This window comes from Anaerovibrio lipolyticus LB2005 (assembly GCF_000621545.1).
GTDB lineage: Bacteria > Bacillota > Negativicutes > Selenomonadales > Selenomonadaceae > Anaerovibrio > Anaerovibrio lipolyticus_A.
In genome coordinates, this window is sequence record NZ_JHYA01000005.1 from 88519 (window position 1) to 109534 (window position 21016).

Sequence of the window (21016 nt, forward strand, 5' to 3'; positions counted from 1 at the left end):
ATTATTTTGATAATATTTGAACATCAAAAGAATTGGAATGGTAATATTGAAGGGGGAATATATATGTATGGTGCTATCTTAGGCGATATAATTGGTGCTCCTTATGAGTTTGACAGAGGGAATAAGACGAAATATTTTCCGCTTTTTTGCGATAAGTCAAAATTTACCGATGATACTGTGATGACTGTAGCAGTGGCAGAGGTTTTACTGAATAATGTCGATGGTGAATTTGATTCTGATGTGGAAATAATACAGTCTTTAATTAGTTCTATGAAAAATTGGGGAAGTGAATACCCTAATGCGGGTTATGGGGGGATGTTTGGTCACTGGTTAAAGGCAGATGACCCTGAACCATATAATAGCTTTGGTAATGGAGCAGCAATGCGGGTATCAGCTGCTGGTTGGCTTGCTACCAGTATGGAAGAAGCAATGCGATTAGCTTGTCTTACGGCAGTAGTAACACATAATCACCCTGAGGGCTTAAAAGGTGCTCAGGCTGTAGCGGGATCAATATATTTGGCCTTGGAGGGAAAAGACAAAGAAGCAATAAAATCTTTTGTTACAGAGGTTATAGGGTATGATTTATCCCGTACATGTGATGAAATCAGACCAAACTACCACCATGATGAAACCTGCCAAAGGTCTGTACCGGAAGCTATTACAGCCTTTTTGGAGGGGGAGAATTTTGAAGATGTGATAAGAACTGCCATTTCTCTTGGTGGTGACACAGATACACTGGCATGTATAGCTGGAAGTATTGCTGAAGCCTATTATGGGATTCCAGATGAATTAGTAGTTGAGTGTCGAAACAATTTACCTGAAGAAATGCTAAAAATAATAGACCGTTTCTATAGAGATGTTGATGATATATGGATTTTATATCGAGGAAAGGGAAGAAAAATTTCTGCAAAGGAGTTAGCTGATGGCTCACTTTTAAGAGAAGCTATAAGAAAATATAAATATTGGAATACGGATGATAGCTTTTGGAATTTATTGGCAATTTTAAGGGATAGTAATGTTTGGATACCATGTAATGCAATTTCGGGAAGCAAGGATCAGGCATCATTGGATAAAATGATACAAATGGCAGGTGATAATCTGGATTCTTTGGTAGGTATGGAATTTACAAATGAAGAACCTATTCGCCTGGTTCCAGTAATTATCTCAAATGGAGAAGACAATTTCATCCCTGTTTTTTCTAGTGCAGAAGTTATGGGAGAATATGATGATCAATGTTCCAAGGTGGCAAAACATTTTTTGGAAATTCTTGAAATGGCACAATTTTATAAAAATAAGGTATTTGGTATTGTACTGAATCAATTTACTGAACCGGTAATACTGCATTTGGATATGGCTGAAATAGTTGAAAAGGTACGTTCAAGGGTTGGGAGGTAAAAAAGTGCAAAAATTATTAAAGACATAAAGTTGTTTTAACTAATAATGATTCGATATTGACACATGATGCTGTTGATAGTAAAATATAATTACCAAACAGGTGTATAAAAGAATAAGCCTAACGGGCCTTTGGTCATTGTATTCTAATTGATATTGGAATGCAGGAACCAAAGGCTTTTTGTTTGGAAAAGGTTGATTTTGCGTATTAACATTGATTTACAAAATACACCATTATGGTTTATAATGAAAGTGAGGTTGAACTATGCCTAAAGTAATGGACAAATACACTCCAACATATAATTTGGATTCGTTCAAAAAGTCTAAATATGGTATTAAGCAGTCAGCTTTGTTTGGTGCTGCAGCTATGGGATTTGAACTCAAAGATATTCTCCAGGCAGTGGATTCCATGCTTCCAGAACATTTCTATAAATCAATGACATCTTATCAAAATTATCAAATATGGCAGGATGTTTACCATGTTCCATATAAGGGCTATCTGATATATATTAAATTTGTTCAAGGGACAATTACTGAATTTGATTTAATATCTTTTAAAGAGAAATGAGGTGCCATCATGGAAGAAATCAAATATGATATTGAAACTGGTGCTGAATTAAAACGGGATATTCGGCCAATTACCATAACATATCAAGGGCAAAGTAAAACCTTTGATATGCCTGGTTGGTATCCTTTAAATAACGACTGTGAACCTACCTTTAGTCATGAAGATCTAAAAATTTATGATAGGGCAATCAAGGAATTAAAGGCTGAAGTTGAGCATCTGTTGTTGCCGGCTGAAATACGCTCAATACGGAAAAGTCTAAAATTATCCCAAATTCAGGCCGGACTTATTTTAGGTGGCGGGAAAAGGGCTTTTCAGAAGTATGAGAGTGGTGATGTATTGCCTAGCAGGGCCATATCAAATCTGCTTAGAATATTGTCAACCAATCCATCCTTGCTCAAGACTTTGCCTATAGCGGAAATTTACGAATTGTAAAGGGAGTGCATCGATATACTGTCAGAAAAAGAGAAAATGCTTAAAGGTTAATGGTATCATTATGGTTGGGGAGATGAATATTATGGCGCGAGGGAAAATATCAACTTATAATACCCCTTCTGGGGCATCTGATTTTGTATGTTTCGCTAATACAAACGGAAATGATGAGTGGAAAAACCATAATGGGGTTAAATTGAAAGATTTGTAAAATGAAGGTTTTTTTGTAATATAACTGCAAATATTTAGTATTTTTTTATATTGACATTACAAATACACAATAGAAACATTTAAGTACCAAACAGGTGTATAAAAGAATAAGCCTAACGGGCCTTTGGTAGTTGTATTCTGATTGACGTTGGAATGCGGGAACCAAAGGCTTTTTTGTTTGGCTAACAATATATAATATACACGGATAATGTGCGTATTTATTGAAAAATACACGGTGAATGTATATAATGTGAGAAGAGGGATAACGATGACAGTTTCTGAATTAAAACGGTTACTAAAAAAGCATGGTTGTTATTTCTTAGAACATGGTGGCAAGCATGACAAATGGTTTAGCCCCATAACAAATAAGTATTTTAGAATTCCGCGTCACGCAGCTGAGATAAAAAGAGGGACAGCGGAGGCAATCTTAAAACAGGCAGGTATTAAGTAAAAGGAGTGCATTAAAATGGCAAAATATTCGTATCCAGCGGTATTTATGCCTGCTGAAGAGGGCGGGTATATAGTTACATTTCTTGATTTTGAGGGGGCAACCCAGGGGGAAGATGTTACGGATGCTATTGTAATGGCTACAGATTTTCTGAATTTTGCATTGTGTGATTTAGAAGACGATAAAGCAGCAATTCCACAAGCAACAGATATAAAAACTGTTAGGGTACCTAAAAATGGTTTTGTAAATATGATTGTTGCTGATACTGATGCTTACAGGGAAGTCTTGTTAAAAGAAAACAACCCTATAAAATATGCTAGAGAAAAAGCAAAATTAAACATCAAGCAGTTGGCAGATTTATTGGGAGCACCATATAGAACGGTGCAGGACTGGAACCGTGGTAAAGCATTTCCTCCTAAATGGGTGGAAAAATTAGTTATTGAAAAAATTGAATCTGTTATGTGATTAATAGCCATATTAATGGAAAATGAGGTGGAACAGTGGAAGAAATCAAATGCATGTCGTCAGAGAAAGAAAAAATGCTTAATGGCCAATGGTTTCAGGACAATGAGCCTTGGATGGTAAAGCAGCGGGCTTTAGCCGGGAATACTTCTACAATTTACAATCAGACTATGGTGGAGGAGAAGGAGAAAAGACAGAAGCTGCTGAAAGACCTTCTGGGACATATAGGGGAGAATTCCTTTATCGCCAATGGTGTGCAGTTTGATTATGGCTGTAATATCTATATTGGGGATGATGTATATATAAATTTCAATGTTGTATTTCTTGATGGCAATGAAATACACATTGGTGACAGATGCCTGATTGGCCCAGGAGTGTTGTTTGCCACTCCATCCCATCCATTGGTTGCTGATGAGCGTTCCAAGCATTTTAACCAGTATGGGGCCTATTATCCGGAAAGGGTTGAAAAAATCATTTTGGAGGAAGATGTTTGGGTAGGCGGCAATGTTACCATTATGCCGGGAGTGAAAATCGGCAAGGGAGCAATTATCGGTGGTGGCAGTGTGGTCACTAAGGATATACCGCCATATTCTCTGGCCGTGGGTAATCCTTGCAGAGTAGTGCGGCAGATTACTGATGATGACCGGATTGGGAATAGTTAATAATGAGCACTAAGCCGAGATTATATCCCGGCTTTTTCTATTGATTTCATTTTTTAAAAAATCATCAATTATGGTATAATGTTCTGTACGATTGTTTGTTTTTGAGAGGATGTATCAATTTGACTTTAAATAGAGAAAAGAAATACTTAAAGATGCTGACATACGGCTGTCAGATGAACTTCAGCGATGCAGAGCGTATGGAGGGTGAGCTGGCCAAGCTGGGCTATGAGTCCATTGAGGATATGGAGCAGGCTGACCTTATTATGATAAATACCTGTGCAGTGCGTGAAAATGCTGAGGACAAGGTCTATGGAAAAATCGGTGAGATTAAGAATCTCAAGCGGAAGAATCCTGACCTTATTTTTGGTATCACTGGCTGTATGGCACAGAAAGAAGGGGAGAAGCTGATTAAGCGGGCTCCCCATATTGATTTTGTGCTGGGTACCAATAAGATTCAGGAAGTGGTTTCCACTGTTTCCAAGCTGGAGCAGGCTCAGGAGAAGCATATTGTTGACACAGAAATCAATGAAAAAGATTTGCCTGAAGATATTTCCATTCACAGAAAGACAGCTCTATCGGCTTGGGTGCCAATTATGTACGGCTGCAATAATTTCTGCACCTATTGTATCGTTCCTTATGTAAGGGGGCGGGAACGGAGCCGTATGCCTGAGGACATTGTTTCTGAGGTTCAGGAGGCTGTGAAGCAGGGCTACAAGGAGGTTACTCTCCTTGGTCAAAATGTTAATTCCTATGGTAAGGACCACAAGAAGGCTACCTTTGCTGAGCTTCTTTCAATGGTGGACAAGGTGGAAGGTATTGAGCGGGTGCGCTATATGACTTCCCATCCAAAGGATTTAAGTGATGCAGTAATTGAGGTTATTAAAAATAGCCAACATATCTGCACTCATTTCCATTTGCCGGTGCAGCATGGCTCCAACAGAATATTGAAGGCTATGAATCGCGTTTATACTGTGGAGGCCTATAAGGAGCTTATTACCAAGATTCGAAATGCGGTACCGGATGCCACTATTACCACTGATATTATTGTGGGGTTCCCGGGAGAAACTGAGGATGATTTTCAGCAGCTTCTGGATTTAATGGCATGGGTTCGCTATGACCAGGCCTATACCTTCATTTATTCCAAGCGTTCCGGCACTCCGGCAGCAGAAATGGAAGAACAGGTGGATGAGGATGTGAAGCATGACCGTCTGAATCGCCTTATGGAGCTTCAGAATAAGATAAGTCTGGAGAAAAATCAGCAACTTCAGGACAAGGTGGTAAAGGTTATGGTGGAGGGGCCAAGCTCCAATGATGACAAGGTTTGGTCCGGACGTACCTCCGGCAATAAGCTGGTGCTGTGGCCATATCAGGGCCATGAACAGCCTGGGGATTTGGTAGAGGTAAAGATTTGTCAGCCTCAGACCTGGGTGCTGAAGGGGGAACTGGCGTAAGCATAGCATGATGGCGTAAATCTGCCCATAGATAAAGTTGTTTAGTATAGAAGGAATGGTATTTTCATGGAAATGACACCAATGATGCAGCAATATATGGCCATAAAGGAGCAGCATCCCGATGAAATCCTGTTTTTTAGAATGGGAGATTTTTATGAGATGTTTCTGGATGATGCGGTGACAGCCTCCCGCGAGCTGGGACTGACCCTTACCAGCCGCAGCGGTGATGTAAAGAAGAATCCCATGTGCGGTATTCCTTATCATGCTGCTGAAAGCTATATTACAAAAATCGTAAATAAGGGCTATAAGGTGGCTATTGCTGAGCAGATTGGTGACCCAAAGGCCAAAGGACTTACAAAACGCGAGGTCATTAAGGTCATTACTCCAGGTACCATTTTGGAGGAAAGTGCCCTTCAGTCTGCTAATAATAATTATATTGCTTTGGTTTATGAAGCTGACGAGGAGGTTGTACTGTCCGGGGCGGATATTTCCACCGGGGAGTGCTTCTATGGTGTTTATACTGGGGATGACCGCCTGCAAGCCCTTTATGATGAGCTGTATCGTATCATGATGCCGGAGCTGATTATTTTGGGTGAGCCCTCCTTTCTAGGTGACTTAAAGGCCTTTATTGAAATGCGTATGGCAGCCTGTGCCTTCACCCGTATTGAGGCGCCTGTTAAAAATGTGGATGATTTGATTATTCAGCATTTTGATGTAAACAACCGACCTGCTGGACGTTCTGCCAGTGAAGCTGTGGCAACTATGCTGGGTTATCTCCACGACACGGTGAGAACTGATCTTTCCCATTTGTCCCAGCTGACCAAGCTGGATTTTGCCAATAATCTGGTTATTGACACATATACCCTGAGAAATCTGGAAATTACCCGCAATCTCCGTGATGGTGGCAAGAAGGATACCCTTCTTGATGTTCTGGATTTTACGGATACGGCCATGGGGACCCGTCTCCTAAAGAAGTGGCTGGAATATCCCCTGATAAACATCGGGCAGATTAACCAGCGTTTGGATGCTGTGGAAGAATTAGCCAATGATTTTATACTTCGTGGGGAGCTGAAGACTTCCACTAAGTCCATATATGATTTTGAGCGTTTGCTGACCCGTATTGAAGTGGGCTCAGCCAATGCCAGGGATATGGTAGCTCTTAGAACTTCATTTATGGCCCTTCCTGCCATAAAAAATCTCCTTGATGGCAGAAAATCCCAGCTTTTGCAGAAATGCCATGAGGGGATTCATCTTTATGAGGATTTTGTGGACCTTTTAAACAGGGCCATTGTGGATGCCCCAGGACTTACCATTCGTGATGGTGGCATTATCAAGGAAGGCTACAATGAGGAGCTGGACGAATACCGCAAAATTTCCCGTGACAGCAAGCAGCTATTGCAGGAGATGGAGGAAAAGGAAAAGGAAGCCACTGGTATACGCGCCCTGAAAATCGGCTACAATAAGGTTTTTGGCTATTATATTGAGGTGCGTCACAGCGGAACTGAGCTGGTTCCGGATAACTATGTCCGTAAGCAGACCTTGGCCAATGCAGAGCGATATATTACCCAGGAGCTGAAGGAATTTGAGACTAAGATTCTTGGAGCTGAGGAAAAGATTGTAAACATTGAGTACAATCTTTTTATGGAAATTCGCGATACCATTAAGGCAAAGCTGGGAGATATTCAGGAAACTGCCAAGCATATTGCGGTTCTTGATGTGCTTACGGGTCTTGCTGAGGCGGCCAGTGCTTATAACTATGTGCGGCCACAGCTTTTGAATAATGGTCAGATTGATATTAAGGACGGCCGTCATCCGCTGGTGGAGCGGATTTTAACAAGGGATTTGTTTGTTCCAAATGATACCCGTCTAAATCATACTGAATGTGAGATTATGCTGATTACCGGTCCTAATATGGCTGGTAAATCCACTTATATGCGCCAGACAGCGCTGCTTACCCTTATGGCTCAGGTGGGCAGCTTTATTCCGGCACGGGAAGCCACCATTTCCCCTGTGGACAGAATATTTACCCGCATAGGTGCCAGTGATGATCTCGTAAGCGGTCAGAGTACCTTTATGGTGGAAATGAACGAGGTAGCTCAGATTCTCAAATATGCCACCCGTGATAGCCTTGTTATTCTGGATGAAATTGGCCGTGGTACCAGTACCTTTGACGGCATGAGTATTGCTAGGGCAGTAATCGAGCATATTCGTGAGCATATTCACTCCAAGACCCTATTTGCCACCCATTATCATGAGGTTACGGACTTGGAGGATGATTTAATAAAGAATTACTGTATTGCCGTAAAGGAGAAGGGCAAGGACATTAGCTTCCTTCGCCGTATTATTCCGGGCTCTGCAGATAAATCCTATGGTATTCACGTTGCCCGCCTGGCGGGACTTCCAAAGGCGGTAACTCAGCGGGCAGAAAAAATACTGGAGGCACTGGAGGCCGAGGGCTCTAAGGTTGAGGATATCCCATTAACCAAAAAACAGGAGAAAGCCAAAGCGGTGGCTGGATCCAATGATATGATGGCATCACTTTTCGGAAATTCCATCAGTGATGAGCTGTTGGGCATGGATGTTATGACCATGACCCCAATAGAAGCAATGAATACCCTGTATCGCTTACAGCAGCAGGCAAAAGAGGAGGCGGGACGAGGATGAGTTTCGTACATGTTCTTGACGATAGCACTATCAATAAGATAGCGGCAGGTGAAGTGGTAGAACGACCAGCTTCAGTTATAAAGGAATTAATCGAAAATGCCATGGATGCCAAGGCTGACCGCATTGAGGTGGAAATCATGGCGGGAGGTACCAGCTTTATGCGGGTATCGGATAATGGTATCGGCATGAGCATGGAAGACGCGAAGATGGCCATCCGACGTCATGCCACATCGAAAATCTTTAAGGTTGAGGACCTTATGGATATAGATACATTGGGCTTCCGTGGTGAGGCCCTTCCAAGTATTTCATCTGTGTCCCGTTTTACTTTGCAGACCCGTCAGGCGGGGGCAGAGCTGGGCACTGAGGTGAAGATTATCGGGGGCAAGGAGCCGGAAATCGGTGAAACGGGATGCAGTCTGGGTACCACCATTCGGGTGGAGGATTTGTTTTTTAATACCCCTGCCCGTAAAAAGTTTATGAAAACCAATAACACCGAGGCCAGTAAGATAAATGAATTTATTATTAAACTGGCGATTTCCCGCCCTGATATTGCCTTTAAATTTATAAATAATAATAAAACCTCCGTGGTGACTCCGGGAAATGGAAATCTCCATGATACTCTTCGCAGTATTTACGGCGGTTCTGTAGGCGATGCCCTTTTGGGCATGGATTTTGCTGACGATGATATCACCATCAAGGGCTATATTTCCAAGCCATCCACCATCAGGAGCAACAGAAACTGGCAGACCTTTATTGTCAATGGACGTATAATTTCCAATAGGGCCATGTCAAAGGCTGTGGATAACGCCTATTCCTCCCTGATTCCTAAATCCGGCTATCCAATGGTGGCCCTTATTATGGATGTGGCATCCAATTCTATTGATGTAAATGTTCACCCACAGAAAAGTGAGATTAAATTTGAGGACGAGGGCAGAATTTTTAAGGCTGTGTACAAGGCTGTGCTGGATGCGGTGCGCCCTCATGGCGAGGCACTTGGGAATATCGCTGCCCAGGTGGAGCGTCCCGAGAGGCATTTTACGGGAATTCCTGCTTCTATGAAGGAAGCAAAGCCTGTTATGGAGACCCTTATTGACGAAATGCACTTTGTACCGGCATCACAGCCAAGAGTAACCAGTGCAGCCAGTTCCATTAGTAATAGTAGCTATACTCCCTCAAGCATCCCATCTTCGGCTTATCAGTATCGGGTGGAGCAGCAGGCCAAGACCTTACATGAGGTCCAGGAGGAATTATCCCAGCTGAAAGGTGAAAGATTGGTTTCTTCGGGTGGAACCATTGCAAATGGTGGCGAAACTTATATAAATGATACAGAGGCAATTGCCAGCCAATCAGAAAATACTGTTCTGGAAAATGATGTACTTATAGATAGGTCAACCGGGGAAATAATTGAAAAATCCGCGGGTATCAGTGCAACTCCAATGGTTCCTATCGGTCAGGTGGACAATACCTATATTATTGCCCAGGATGCAGATGGTCTTTATATCATTGACCAGCATGCTGCCCATGAGCGCATATTGTATGACCGTTTTGCGGCCATGACGGAGCGGATTCCATCACAGCAGCTTTTGGTGCATCTCATATTGGATTTTAGTGAAAGGGAAGCCCAGCTTATTGAAAGTAATCTGGAGATGTTCCATAGCTTGGGCTTTGGCCTTGAACCAAGCGGGCCGGACCAGTATCGACTCATGGAGATTCCAGCGGATATTCCTGTGGCTGAGGCAGAAAACACAATTAGGGAAATATTGGTTTCACTGGAGGATATGCACCAGCTTAGTGCGGCGGAGATTCGTCATGAGTGCCTTGCTATGACAGCCTGCAAGGCAGCCATAAAGGCGGGCTTTGAGCTTAATTTCCGCCAGATGGAAATTATTTTGGATGAGCTGAATAAAACCGCCATGCCATATACCTGCCCTCACGGCAGACCAACAATTTTGAAATTCAGCAGCGATGAGCTGGCCAAAATGTTTAAGCGTACAGGCTTTTGAGCTGCACACATATATTTAGGAGAATTAATGCTAAATACCATTGTCACGACGGACAGAAAAAATCATAAGGAAAGTATTGAGTTGGCAGCCTATGCGGCGGAGAAGCTGGGGATTAAAAATGTTAAACGCAATCGGGCGGCCTTGCCTGAAATGCGTGAAGAATACGGTGTAGATAACATTTTGGTGGCTAAAAAGGGTAGCTTTGTTTTGGATACCCTTGACGGGGAGCTTTTTTTTCACCCTAATATGTCCCAGCTCCGAATAAAGAATATTCGTATGGGTGATGAGGATCACATGGCAGCCGCCATGGATCTAAATGAAGGCATGAGCGTTTTGGATTGTACCCTGGGGTTTGGTGCTGATGCCATAGTGGCCAGCTTTGTTACGGGAGAAGGGGGCAGTGTCACTGGCTTGGAGTCTAGTCCCCTTATTGCCTTTGTTACAGGTGAAGGCATGAAGCATTTTCTCGCCACCAATTACGAGCTTCATAGTGCTATTAAGCGGGTAAACGTTATAAATGCTGATTATAATGATTATCTAAAGACTCTGCCCGATAGGTCCGTGGATGTTGTTTATTTTGATCCTATGTTTCGTCATCCATTAAAGGACAGCCATAATATAAATCCTATTCGTGCCGTGGCTGACCATCGGCCTTTGTCAATAGAGGCAGTAAATGAGGCCAAGCGGGTTGCAAGACATCGGGTGGTAATGAAGGAGAATAGCCGCAGCTTGGAGTTTGCCCGCCTGGGCTTCGATACCATTGTTGGAGGCAAGCACTCCAAGGTGCATTATGGCGTTATTAAACTGTAGGTGTAATTTATAAAATGATGAATGATAATATACCTGACAATATGCAATACAGCTTTCTGGTGAAACTGCGAAATGAGCATCCGGCCTGGCGTCTGTTGGCCTCTGAGCAGTGCAGCTTCGTGGCGGCTTTCCTTTATCAGGAGTTTATGGTGAAGAATCAGAGAGCCGTGCCAGAGGACAGATTGCTGGAGGATCTTAATAATTTTATATATGACCTTCACGATAATGCTGAGGCCCAGGGAATTATTCGCCCCGCCAAGGATTATCTCGCCTCGTGGACTGACGGTCAGCACTCATGGCTCCGTAAATTTTTTGTGAAGAAGAACGAACCCTGCTATGATCTCACGGCAGATGCCCAGCGTGGCATTGAATGGCTGGCTGGTTTAAGGAAGCAGAGCTTTATTGGCACGGAATCCAGAGTTCGTCTGGTGTTTAACCTTATTCGGGAAATTGATGAGGAAAGCAATATAAGCGCCGAAAGCCGTATAGCCAGGCTTAAAGAGGAAAAGGAGGCTATTGAAAAGGAGATTTCCCGCCTGGAAAATGGTGGAGCTCCAAAGGTTTTAGATGAAGTTCAAATAAAGGAGAGATACATTCATGCTGCCGAAACCGCCAGAAGTATACTGGCGGATTTTCGTGAGGTGGAGGAAAATTTCCGTCAGCTGGAGCGTAGTCTTATGGAGCAGATAGTTACCTGGAAAAAGGGCAAGGGAGAGCTTTTGGAAAAGTTCTTTCAGGACAGGGACTATATACAACACTCAGAGCAGGGCAGGAGCTTTGGGGCTTTTTGGGACTATTTGATGAACCAGTCTTCCAGAGAAGAGTTGGATGAGGCTTTGGGAAGAATATTAAAAATCCAGGGCATTGAACAGGTGGAAAAGCAGTATGATATGCGTCATATCCGTCGTCAGTGGTCCGAGGCTGCCCGACAGGTTATGGACACCGTCAGCAATTTGTCCCGTCAGATTCGCCAATATGTGGACGAAGGCTATCTGGAGCAGGAGCGTTACATTTATGAGATTATTAAACAGGTGGAGGATAAGGCAATTTCCATAAAGGATAATATTCCGAGAGATGCTGAGTTTGCCCAGATGGATCAGTCGGCCCCATTCTTTGATTTTATTATGGACAGACCACTTTTTGTGCCACCGAAAAAGCCTATTATTGAAAGCAGTGCCATTGAAAAGGGAAGTCATCAGGGCTCCGTGGAGGCACTTTTTAAACAGGTATATGTGGATCGAAAGGTGTTGGAGGAAAATATCGCTGATGTCCTGGGGGACAAGGAAAAGGTTTCTCTAAGCGAGATATTGGAAAAGCATCCGCTTACCAAGGGCCTTACAGAGCTTCTTAATTATCTGGTCATTGCCAGCAGTGACAGCCGTAGCTTTGTGGATGGTGAGCGTCAGCTTTTGGATATGGAAAATGTGAACGCTGTGGATATTCAGGTGGATATGGATAAGATTATTTTTTATAAAAAGGAGGGGTAAGGGATGGCAGATACTATGACTGAAGAAAAGGACATGAACTATTCCCGTGCCCTGATTACGATTTTAAAAGGCGTGGTGGATAAGCGCACCCAGCCGGATATATGGAATATCATTAAGGATAACCAGCCCCGCATGGAGGAATATGTAGCCCAGATTGGCTTACTTCTTTATGTGGACGATAATGCGGGATATGCCTATGTGAAGCAAAATGATGATGAAAATTTACCACGGCTGGTACCACGTCATCAGCTTAGCTATGGCCTTAGTATATTGTTGGTACAGCTTCGCAAGAGCCTGGGGGATTTTGACGCCTCCAATGGTGACAGCATTCTTGTCCTTTCCCTTGAGGATATAAAGCTGAGGCTGAAGCCCTTTTATCCCGCCGCTACCAATGAAACGAAGTTTGATAATGAGGTGAACCGCCACATCAAAAAGGCTGTGGAAATGGGCTTTTTGTCAGAGGTCTACGGTCAGGCGGATGCCTATGAGGTTAGGGAGCTCATAAGGAGCTTTGTAACCGCTGATTGGCTCCAGAAGTTTAATGAGCGGTTGCAGGACTATCTTGATTTCGGCAGCAGAAATGCTGAGGAACCATCTGAGGAAAATACCTTGGAATTTTAAATGTTTAAAGTTATTATTTTTGGAGGTGCATAATATGTCACTTAAAGAACAGTTGGCAAATGATATGAAGGAAGCAATGAAGGCCAAGGAAAAGGAGCGCTTGGCAGTTATTCGCATGGTTAGAGGTGCCATTAAGCAGCAGGAAATTGACAACAAGGTAGAGCTGGACGATGATGCTGTAATAGCCGTTATTAGCAAGGAAGTTAAGATGCGTAAGGACTCCATCGCAGATTTCGAAAAGGGCGGACGGGCTGATTTGGTAGCTCAGAATGAAGCCGAGATTGCTTTTCTGATGCCATATTTGCCACAGCAGTTATCTGAGGATGAGGTACGTGCCTTGGTGAAAGAGGCTGTGGAGCAGACTGGTGCTTCATCACCAAAGGATATGGGCAAGGTAATGGGGGCACTTATGCCAAAGGTTAAAGGCCGTGCTGATGGAAAGATGGTCAATACATTAGTGAAGGAAGCCCTGAATTAAGCAGGTGATGGGATGAATACAGTTTATCCGTCATTTTATAAGGATTTTTCCTGTATAGCCAGTGATTGCAGCCATTCCTGCTGTAAGGGCTGGGAGATAGATATAGACAATGCCACGGCGGAAAAATATCTGAAAATTGAAGGAAGTCTGGGGGATGAACTACGGGCTAATATATCCAGCGCAAATGGTGTGTATTCCTTTGGGCTTGCTAAAAATGGAGCTTGCCCATTTTTACAGGAGGATGGCCTTTGCAAGCTGATTTTGTCAGCAGGCGAGGAAATTCTTTGCGAGATATGCACCAATCATCCACGTTTCTATACTGTCCTCAATGATTATGAGCTGGCGGGGGTAGGTCTTAGCTGCGAGGTTTCCTGTGGGTTGCTTTTGCAGGCTGGTTCATTGGAATTCAAAATTGAAGGTCATAGTGATAATCTGAGCTTTTCTGAGCTTTTGAAGCTATTGGGAATAAACATGAAAAAGGAACAGCAGACATTTCATCCTGGTCTTTCCAAGGATGATGCTCTGGAGGTTCTGGAAATAATGGGAAACACTGAACCAATTGATGATAAGTGGCGGGAGGATATTGCTGCCTATATGCAATATGCCCAGGAAAATCCTGAGTTTCTCGAAAATTACGAACGAATAATGCCACACCAGGCTTTTCAGCGTATATATCAATATATAATGTACCGTCAGTTGGAAAAGATCAGTGATTACAGTCTGGATGATTTGCTGATTTATACAGATATATCCACGGAATATATTTTTATAGTAGCAGCCATTACGGGTGATTTGTCTGAAGCCATACGCCGCTGGTCAGAGCAGATAGAATACTGCCCGGAAAATGTGGCGATGCTCTTGAAAATGTAGTTTCATCCGATATTAACGGGTAAAAACAGATCAGGTCAGTTCCACATAGCTTTTGCGGTTTCTGGCCTGTTTTGTGTTTGTTAAGGAAAATATACTGAATGAATGATGTTTACATGTAATATTGATTCATTTTTAGAAAATGAGCTATTGAAAATAAGGGTCCATTTCTATAAAATAATGGCGAATTTTCCCAATGATTCTTTTGAAAAAATGCTGAGGGAGCGCAAGGAATGGCTGCCACCTGTATATATTTCAGATGAAGTGATAGTTATTCCTAAAGGGAATGGCCCCTTTGATAAGCAGCTGGGGAAATCCATTAAAAAGGGCTACAGTGTATTCATATACCATGAGGCAGTGAAGGAATATTGCTGCAAATTTCATTTGGAGAATGAATATGAAAGTGTTTTAAGTATGGTGCTGGCCCATGAATTTTTCCATTCCCTGCACCGAATATGGGATGAAAAGGCTTTTTTGCAGGATGCCAGCCCCAGAATGGGATTATCTATGGAAAGAAAGCACCAGCTGACTGAGTCTTTGGCAGATTATTTTGCGTATTCCTGGTTGGAAAGCAATGCAGATGGCGATTATGCAAATGTGGCCCAGCACCGAAAAAGCTTGTGGCAGGAATACACCCCAGCTAACTGGCCTTACAGTGCCGCCTTGGTGTTTGTGAACAACCCCAAGAAGTTTTTTGAAATATTGGAGCTGTTGAAAGCGAACCCTTCTACAGCGTACAGAAAACTGAGCAGTTGATTGGTATAAAAAAGGATTATCATGCCATGATTGTTGAAATGATTCGGGGAATTGAAGATATACGGTGTTAATAATTAATAATTTCAGATAAATGCAGAGGATAATTATGGACTTATTTGATTTTGAGCATGACCCCAAGGATGTGAAGATGGGGTTTCGGCTGGTTCGGCTGGAAGTGTATAACTGGGGTACCTTTGATGGGAAGATTTGGGCCATGGATTTGGATGGGGAAACATCACTTTTGACAGGTGATGTGGGCTCCGGCAAATCTACTCTGGTGGATGCACTGATTACTTTGTTGGTTCCACCGAAAAAGGTTACCTACAACAAGGCGGCGGATGCCAGTGCCAGAGAGCGCAGCCTTAATTCTTATATAAGGGGCTATTATGCCCAAAAGCGGTCCCAGGATGGCATTGGCCAGCCAGAAGCCCTTCGTGACAGAAACCAGTACAGTGTTGTACTGGCTGTTTTTGGTGACGAAAATTTGGGAGCCAGAGTGACTTTGGCTCAGGTTTTCTGGTACAAGGATGAAACGGGAAGCCCGGAGAGGTTCTTTGTGCTGGGTGAAAAGACTCTTACCATTGAAAATCACTTCAGCAATTTTGGCAGTGACATCAGAAGCCTGAGAAAGCGCCTCAGCAATGATGTCTATATCCATATTTATGATGATTACCCAAAATATGCTGAGGATTTTCGCCGTCGCTTTGGCATCAGCTCCTTGCAGGCCATGGATCTTTTCCAGCAGACTATTTCCATGAAGAAGGTGGATTCCCTCACCAGCTTCGTGCGCCAAAATATGCTGGAGCAGCCTGGTACAGAGGATGATGTACAGCGTCTTTTGGAGCATTTTCATGATTTGGACACTGCCCATAGTGCGGTGGTAAGGGCAAGAAAGCAGGAGGAAATGCTGTTGCCTCTTACTGCCCTTGGGGAAAGCTATTTTGATGCTCATAGCCGTCAGGTGGTTATTGAACAGATGGAAGGGGCCCTGTCAGCTTGGTTTGCCAAGGAGGACAAGGAGCTTCGAGAAAAAGCTCTGTCAAGCTTGGAAAGTAATCTTGCACAGGTGAAAAAGGATCATGAAGCCATTATGGAGCAGAAGCAGGCCAATGAGGAATCCATTGAGGATGTACAGCGCCAGCTGTACCAAAATGGCGGTGATAAGGTTTCCGTTATTGAGGAAAAGCTGGACAATGCCAGCAAGGCTCTGGAGGCCTGCTTAAAGCAGCGTCAGCAGTATGAGGAAAATGCCAAGGGATTGTCAGTTGAGGTGCCTGATTCTTTGTCAGCTTTTAATGAAAATCTTGAAAGGCTGACAGCTCTGGATAAAGAGGAAAAGCAACGGGAGCTTGATATTGCTGAGGCCCAAAGCGACAATGACAGCGAGATTAAGGCCCTTAATAATTCCATAGCAATGGTGGAAAATGAGCTGATTTCCCTGCGCTCCCGTAAATCCAGTATTTCTGCCGATTACATTGAACTTCGTCAGCAGATATGTCAGGACTTGGATCTTGCAGAAAGCGAGCTGCCATTTGCGGGAGAGCTTATGCAGGTGGCGGAAGGGGAGGAACAGTGGGAAGGTGCCCTGGAGCGTCTTCTTCACGGCTTTGGCATGTCCCTTTTGGTACCAAAGTTTCATTATGGCGAAATCGTTCAGTGGATGGAGAAGCATAAGGTGAAGCAGCGGGTAGTGTACTACAGCTGTGAGGAATATGTGGACCCTGTTAATTTTGATGATTTGTCTGAGGATGCAGCCTGTGCCAAGCTGGACATTCGTCAGGATTCCCCCTTTAAGAACTGGCTTATGCGGGAGCTTTATCAGCGTTACAGCCACACTTGCTGTGAAACCTTCAAGGAATTTCAGCAGGAAAAGTTTGCCATTACCATAAAGGGCCAGATTAAGACCCAGGGCCGGCGCCACGAAAAGGATGACCGCTTTGATTTGGACGACCGTCGCCGTTATGTGTTGGGCTTTTCCAATTTGAAGAAAATTCAGGCCTTGGAATCTGAGCTGGAGGATTTGCAGGAGGCTGTAAAGGAAGCAAAGCGTACTGAAGGCCGGCTGAAGCGCCAGAATGGGGAGTGCCGCAAGAAGCAGCTCTATATCAATAACCTTCAGTTGTTTAAGGATTTCAACCTTTTGGATAAGGAAACTCTTGAAAGGGATGTGGCTGAGAAAAAGCAGCTTTTATCTGAGCTTCAGGAGGAAAATGCTGTTTATATGAAATTGGAGAAACAGCTTTCGGAGCTGAAGACGCAGCGTAAGGATATTGATTTACAGCTACAGCGGATAGTTGTTTCCCTGAATAACATAAATTATGGTATTAAAAGCAACAAACAGGCCATTGAGTCAGATGATATCCGTTTGGAAAGCATCAGCGAAGAAGAACAGCAGCGTATATTCCCACGGATTTCCGAAAGGGCAGCCCAGGTATTTGGGGAAAAGCATCTTTCCTTGGATAATCAGGGTGAGCTTAAGGAAATGCTGGGGGCAAATCTGCGGGCTGAACGGGAGATGTCTGTGCGCTCCAAGGAGGAAAAGGGGCAGCAGCTGGTGGTTATGATGCAGCGGTTTAAGGCCGCTTTCCCTGAATTTGGGGACGAGCTGGCAGCAGCCACTGAGGGCCTTAATGATTATCGTCAGCTTCTTACAAAGCTCCAGACAGATGCGTTGCCTCGTTTTGAGGATAAGTTCCGTCAGCTTCTTCGTGAAAATACCATTAATAGAATCGCCCTCTTTAGGGAAAAGCTGAACAATGTGTGTGATGTAATAAAGGAACGCATAGAAATGATTAATCATTCTCTGGCGGAAATCGATTACAGCGAGGGGCGTTATATTCAGATTGAATGCGACAATGTGGCAGACAATGACATAAAGGATTTCCGTAGTCAGCTTCGCTCCTGTGTCAGCGGTTATTCAGACGGGGATGATAATGAAGCATATTCGGAAGAAAAATTCCGACAGGTGGAAAAAATTATTGAACGCTTTAGGGGGCGGCCTGAGTGTGCTGAGGCTGATAAGAGATGGACTGCCAGAGTTACAGATGTAAGAAACTGGTTCAGCTTTGCGGCTTCAGAACGCTGGCGGGAAACTGGGGAAGAATATGAGCACTATACCGATTCCGGCGGTAAATCCGGCGGACAGAAGGAAAAACTGGCCTATACCATATTGGCTGCCAGCCTTGTTTATAACTTCGGCCTTGAAAGCAAGCACAAGAAGATAAACAGCTTCCGCTTTGTGGTAATTGATGAGGCTTTCTTAAAAAGTTCTGACGAATCAGCCAGATTTGGTTTGGAGCTTTTCCAGAAAATGGATTTACAGCTGTTGGTGGTAACTCCATTGCTAAAAATCGGTACGATAGAGCCTTATGTGTCCCATGTAGGATTTGTGTACCAGGATGACCAGAAGCATAAATCATATTTGAGAAATCTGTCCATAAAACAGCTTCAGGCCCAGCGGGAAGAATACGCCAAGGGGTAAATTTGCCTTTGGAGGCTTCAAAAGGTATAATAAGTCTGTTGAGTAATATGATTTAGGTGATTTTTTTAATGCAGATTTTCAGTAAATTTAGTGATATAAAGACCTTCCTGAAGGGGCAGAGGACAGCTATTGCTCTTGGGACTTTTGACGGGGTTCACATTGGACATCAGAGTATTATCCGTCAGGCCATGGGGCTGGCTAAGAAGCATGGACTTCTTAGTGTGGTGTTTACCTTTAGTAATCATCCCTTGTCCGTGGTGGCTCCTGAAAGGGTGCCGGTGCAGATAGGCGATAATATCTCCAAGGCGGCATTTCTTGAGGAAATGGGCGTGGATTTATTGCTTAATGTAGCCTTTTCCGAGAAGCTATCCAAGCAGACTCCGGAAGAATTTTTGGAACGTCTGAAGGATTGCTGTAATGCCAAATTCGTGGTTACGGGGCCTAACTTTACCTTTGGGTACAAGGGTAAGGGAAATACCCGTATGCTGGGCCGAGTGGCCAGCTCCTATGGATTTAAGGCTGAGATTGGTGAGGCCATCCAGCTTAATGGCCGCATGGTAAGCTCCACCCGAATTCGGGGCCTTATTGAAGAAGGTGATTTGGAGCTAACCAATGAATACCTTGGCCGACCATTTAGCTTTGGTGGCCGTGTTATTCACGGTGATCAGCGTGGACGAACCATTGGCTTTCCTACAGCCAATCTTGCCATTCCTGACAAGCGGGCCATGCTCCCTAATGGGGCTTATGGAGTGTATGTGCTGATGAATGGTGAAAAGCACAAGGGTATTGCCAATGTGGGCAACAACCCGACCTTTGAGGGTTGCAATCGCCGTTTGGAGGTTCATGTGCTGGATTTTAAGGGAGATTTATACAACAAGCCTCTCACAGTGCAGTTTGTTAAAAAGCTGCGGGATGAGAAAAAATTTAGCGGCATTGAGGCCTTGGTTAAACAGCTTCGTGCAGATGAAGAAAAGGCAAGACAGATTCTTTAAACCCCACGCAACCGGTTGCTAAGAGTCTGGTTGCTCTGGATTAATTCGACTAAATTCAGATGGAGTACAAAACTTCCACTGAATAAGTCTCATTGAAAAGGTAGTGCTTTTACATATAATGGACAGACGTAGTTTTATAAAGAAGTCAGTGGGTCTGGTACTGGGGCTTAGCTTACTGTCCCTGCCCGAGTTGGCGTCCAAGGCTTCGGCGGCCACCAAGTGGGGAAAGACCCGTTTTCGTATAGAGGAAAATGATTTTTGGTTCGCTGAAGAACCATCCAGAAGAAGAGAAACCAACAGAATAATTGTTCATCATACAGGAACATCCCAGGACCGTGATATGTCAGCGGAGCAAATCCATCGCTTGCACCGTGACAGCTTTGGCTGGGCTGGTATAGGATACCATTACGTCATCAGAAAAAATGGCACCATTGAACGGGGCCGCGGATGGAATATGATAGGTGCCCATGCCAGTGGCAATAACAGCGATTCTGTGGGAATTTGTGTAGCCGGCAATTTCAATGTTGGCTCACCAACGGACGCCCAGATAAGATCTTTAACCAATCTTTTAACAACTCTTTGTGGTGTATATAATCTTATTCCTGATGAAATGGGAGTAATTGGGCATAGGGATGTCAATTCCACCTCGTGTCCGGGAGATATGCTTTACGCTATGCTGCCACAGGTGCGTAAGCGTGTAATGAAGAATATGGGGCTGGATTTACCAGAGGATGAATAAATTATCCTTTACAAAGTAATAGGCCTATAGTATAATTCTAAAAGTGTTCGCTAAGGACATAATATTTATCCCTTGCTAAGACATGGACGACTCCGACCTTGCCTCAGCTTGTGGAACTTTTAAAAATTTAGGAGGAATTTTCAATGTTAACTAACGAAGCAAAGCAGGAAATCATGCAGAAGTATGCAGTTCATGAGGGTGACACTGGATCCCCAGAGGTTCAGATTGCTGTTCTCACTGCTCGTATTTCTTACCTCACTGAGCATCTCAAGGAGCACAATAAGGATCATCATTCCCGTCGCGGTCTTCTGAAGATGGTTGGTCATCGTCGTCGCCTGCTGGCATACCTGAACAAGAAGGATATCGAGCGTTATCGTGCAATCGTATCCAAGCTTGGTCTCCGTAAGTAATTTAATATTAGTTTCGGACCTGAGGGACTCCATTTTGGGGTCCCTTTTTGCTTAGGGAAAAACTAAAAATTAAGTAGCTATTTTTG

19 protein-coding genes are annotated in these 21016 nt (G+C 43.7%); all 19 read left to right on the plus strand.

Going from position 1 to position 21016, the window contains the following annotated elements; all coding sequences use genetic code 11:
* Positions 1-63 precede the first annotated feature (63 nt).
* The 19 genes from T355_RS15415 (at position 64) to rpsO (ending at position 20930) form a co-directional block, all read left to right on the plus strand.
* The gene (locus tag T355_RS15415; RefSeq protein WP_071997172.1) at positions 64-1395 is read left to right on the plus strand and encodes an ADP-ribosylglycohydrolase family protein; all 1332 of its coding nucleotides are present in this window, start codon (positions 64-66) and stop codon (positions 1393-1395) included.
* 262 nt (positions 1396-1657) lie between these two features.
* Positions 1658-1960, plus strand: coding sequence for a type II toxin-antitoxin system MqsR family toxin (locus T355_RS0106010; RefSeq protein ID WP_051555413.1), 303 nt, complete (start codon positions 1658-1660; stop codon positions 1958-1960).
* 9 nt (positions 1961-1969) lie between these two features.
* A complete protein-coding gene (locus T355_RS13745; RefSeq protein ID WP_037329924.1) occupies positions 1970-2392 on the plus strand; it encodes a type II toxin-antitoxin system MqsA family antitoxin in 423 nt (140 codons plus the stop codon).
* A 475-nt stretch (positions 2393-2867) separates the two neighbouring features.
* Entirely contained in the window at positions 2868-3050 is a 183-nt protein-coding gene (locus tag T355_RS0106025; RefSeq protein ID WP_027396973.1) for a type II toxin-antitoxin system HicA family toxin, read from the plus strand.
* A 15-nt stretch (positions 3051-3065) separates the two neighbouring features.
* Positions 3066-3512, plus strand: coding sequence for a type II toxin-antitoxin system HicB family antitoxin (locus T355_RS0106030; protein WP_027396974.1), 447 nt, complete (start codon positions 3066-3068; stop codon positions 3510-3512).
* Positions 3513-3565: 53 nt separating this feature from the next.
* Positions 3566-4171: a sugar O-acetyltransferase gene (locus T355_RS0106035; RefSeq protein WP_027396975.1), complete on the plus strand. Its 606-nt coding sequence runs from the start codon at positions 3566-3568 to the stop codon at positions 4169-4171.
* 152 nt (positions 4172-4323) lie between these two features.
* A complete protein-coding gene (miaB, locus tag T355_RS0106040; RefSeq protein ID WP_037329951.1) occupies positions 4324-5622 on the plus strand; it encodes a tRNA (N6-isopentenyl adenosine(37)-C2)-methylthiotransferase MiaB in 1299 nt (432 codons plus the stop codon).
* Positions 5623-5688: 66 nt separating this feature from the next.
* Complete coding sequence (gene mutS, locus T355_RS0106045; RefSeq protein WP_027396977.1) at positions 5689-8286, plus strand: DNA mismatch repair protein MutS; 2598 nt, start codon at positions 5689-5691, stop codon at positions 8284-8286.
* On the plus strand, positions 8283-10289 hold the full coding sequence (mutL, locus tag T355_RS0106050; RefSeq protein WP_027396978.1) for a DNA mismatch repair endonuclease MutL: 2007 nt from the start codon (positions 8283-8285) through the stop codon (positions 10287-10289). The genes mutS and mutL overlap by 4 nt, the downstream gene beginning before the upstream one ends.
* Before the next feature lie 27 nt (positions 10290-10316).
* Positions 10317-11099, plus strand: coding sequence for a class I SAM-dependent methyltransferase (locus T355_RS0106055; RefSeq protein WP_027396979.1), 783 nt, complete (start codon positions 10317-10319; stop codon positions 11097-11099).
* Positions 11100-11113: 14 nt separating this feature from the next.
* A complete protein-coding gene (locus T355_RS0106060) occupies positions 11114-12586 on the plus strand; it encodes a DUF3375 domain-containing protein (RefSeq protein ID WP_037329925.1) in 1473 nt (490 codons plus the stop codon).
* 3 nt (positions 12587-12589) lie between these two features.
* Entirely contained in the window at positions 12590-13207 is a 618-nt protein-coding gene (locus tag T355_RS13750; protein WP_051555415.1) for a DUF4194 domain-containing protein, read from the plus strand.
* Positions 13208-13241: 34 nt separating this feature from the next.
* The gene (locus tag T355_RS0106070) at positions 13242-13685 is read left to right on the plus strand and encodes a GatB/YqeY domain-containing protein (RefSeq protein WP_027396981.1); all 444 of its coding nucleotides are present in this window, start codon (positions 13242-13244) and stop codon (positions 13683-13685) included.
* A 12-nt stretch (positions 13686-13697) separates the two neighbouring features.
* Positions 13698-14555, plus strand: coding sequence for a flagellin lysine-N-methylase (fliB, locus tag T355_RS0106075; protein WP_027396982.1), 858 nt, complete (start codon positions 13698-13700; stop codon positions 14553-14555).
* 210 nt (positions 14556-14765) lie between these two features.
* Positions 14766-15308: a hypothetical protein gene (locus T355_RS0106080; RefSeq protein WP_197019561.1), complete on the plus strand. Its 543-nt coding sequence runs from the start codon at positions 14766-14768 to the stop codon at positions 15306-15308.
* A 106-nt stretch (positions 15309-15414) separates the two neighbouring features.
* The gene (locus T355_RS0106085) at positions 15415-18789 is read left to right on the plus strand and encodes an ATP-binding protein (RefSeq protein ID WP_037329926.1); all 3375 of its coding nucleotides are present in this window, start codon (positions 15415-15417) and stop codon (positions 18787-18789) included.
* Positions 18790-18857: 68 nt separating this feature from the next.
* Positions 18858-19781, plus strand: coding sequence for a bifunctional riboflavin kinase/FAD synthetase (locus T355_RS0106090; protein WP_027396985.1), 924 nt, complete (start codon positions 18858-18860; stop codon positions 19779-19781).
* A gap of 118 nt (positions 19782-19899) precedes the next feature.
* Positions 19900-20520: a peptidoglycan recognition family protein gene (locus T355_RS0106095; RefSeq protein ID WP_027396986.1), complete on the plus strand. Its 621-nt coding sequence runs from the start codon at positions 19900-19902 to the stop codon at positions 20518-20520.
* 143 nt (positions 20521-20663) lie between these two features.
* Positions 20664-20930, plus strand: coding sequence for a 30S ribosomal protein S15 (rpsO, locus tag T355_RS0106100; RefSeq protein WP_027396987.1), 267 nt, complete (start codon positions 20664-20666; stop codon positions 20928-20930).
* Positions 20931-21016 lie beyond the last annotated feature (86 nt).

Coding starts and splice junctions, on each gene's coding strand:
- T355_RS15415 (WP_071997172.1), top strand. CDS start 64: ATGTATGGTGCTATCTTAGGCGATATAATTGGTGCTCCTTATGAGTTT.
- T355_RS0106010 (WP_051555413.1), top strand. CDS start 1,658: ATGCCTAAAGTAATGGACAAATACACTCCAACATATAATTTGGATTCG.
- T355_RS13745 (WP_037329924.1), top strand. CDS start 1,970: ATGGAAGAAATCAAATATGATATTGAAACTGGTGCTGAATTAAAACGG.
- T355_RS0106025 (WP_027396973.1), top strand. CDS start 2,868: ATGACAGTTTCTGAATTAAAACGGTTACTAAAAAAGCATGGTTGTTAT.
- T355_RS0106030 (WP_027396974.1), top strand. CDS start 3,066: ATGGCAAAATATTCGTATCCAGCGGTATTTATGCCTGCTGAAGAGGGC.
- T355_RS0106035 (WP_027396975.1), top strand. CDS start 3,566: ATGTCGTCAGAGAAAGAAAAAATGCTTAATGGCCAATGGTTTCAGGAC.
- miaB (WP_037329951.1), top strand. CDS start 4,324: ATGCTGACATACGGCTGTCAGATGAACTTCAGCGATGCAGAGCGTATG.
- mutS (WP_027396977.1), top strand. CDS start 5,689: ATGGAAATGACACCAATGATGCAGCAATATATGGCCATAAAGGAGCAG.
- mutL (WP_027396978.1), top strand. CDS start 8,283: ATGAGTTTCGTACATGTTCTTGACGATAGCACTATCAATAAGATAGCG.
- T355_RS0106055 (WP_027396979.1), top strand. CDS start 10,317: ATGCTAAATACCATTGTCACGACGGACAGAAAAAATCATAAGGAAAGT.
- T355_RS0106060 (WP_037329925.1), top strand. CDS start 11,114: ATGATGAATGATAATATACCTGACAATATGCAATACAGCTTTCTGGTG.
- T355_RS13750 (WP_051555415.1), top strand. CDS start 12,590: ATGGCAGATACTATGACTGAAGAAAAGGACATGAACTATTCCCGTGCC.
- T355_RS0106070 (WP_027396981.1), top strand. CDS start 13,242: ATGTCACTTAAAGAACAGTTGGCAAATGATATGAAGGAAGCAATGAAG.
- fliB (WP_027396982.1), top strand. CDS start 13,698: ATGAATACAGTTTATCCGTCATTTTATAAGGATTTTTCCTGTATAGCC.
- T355_RS0106080 (WP_197019561.1), top strand. CDS start 14,766: ATGCTGAGGGAGCGCAAGGAATGGCTGCCACCTGTATATATTTCAGAT.
- T355_RS0106085 (WP_037329926.1), top strand. CDS start 15,415: ATGGACTTATTTGATTTTGAGCATGACCCCAAGGATGTGAAGATGGGG.
- T355_RS0106090 (WP_027396985.1), top strand. CDS start 18,858: ATGCAGATTTTCAGTAAATTTAGTGATATAAAGACCTTCCTGAAGGGG.
- T355_RS0106095 (WP_027396986.1), top strand. CDS start 19,900: ATGGACAGACGTAGTTTTATAAAGAAGTCAGTGGGTCTGGTACTGGGG.
- rpsO (WP_027396987.1), top strand. CDS start 20,664: ATGTTAACTAACGAAGCAAAGCAGGAAATCATGCAGAAGTATGCAGTT.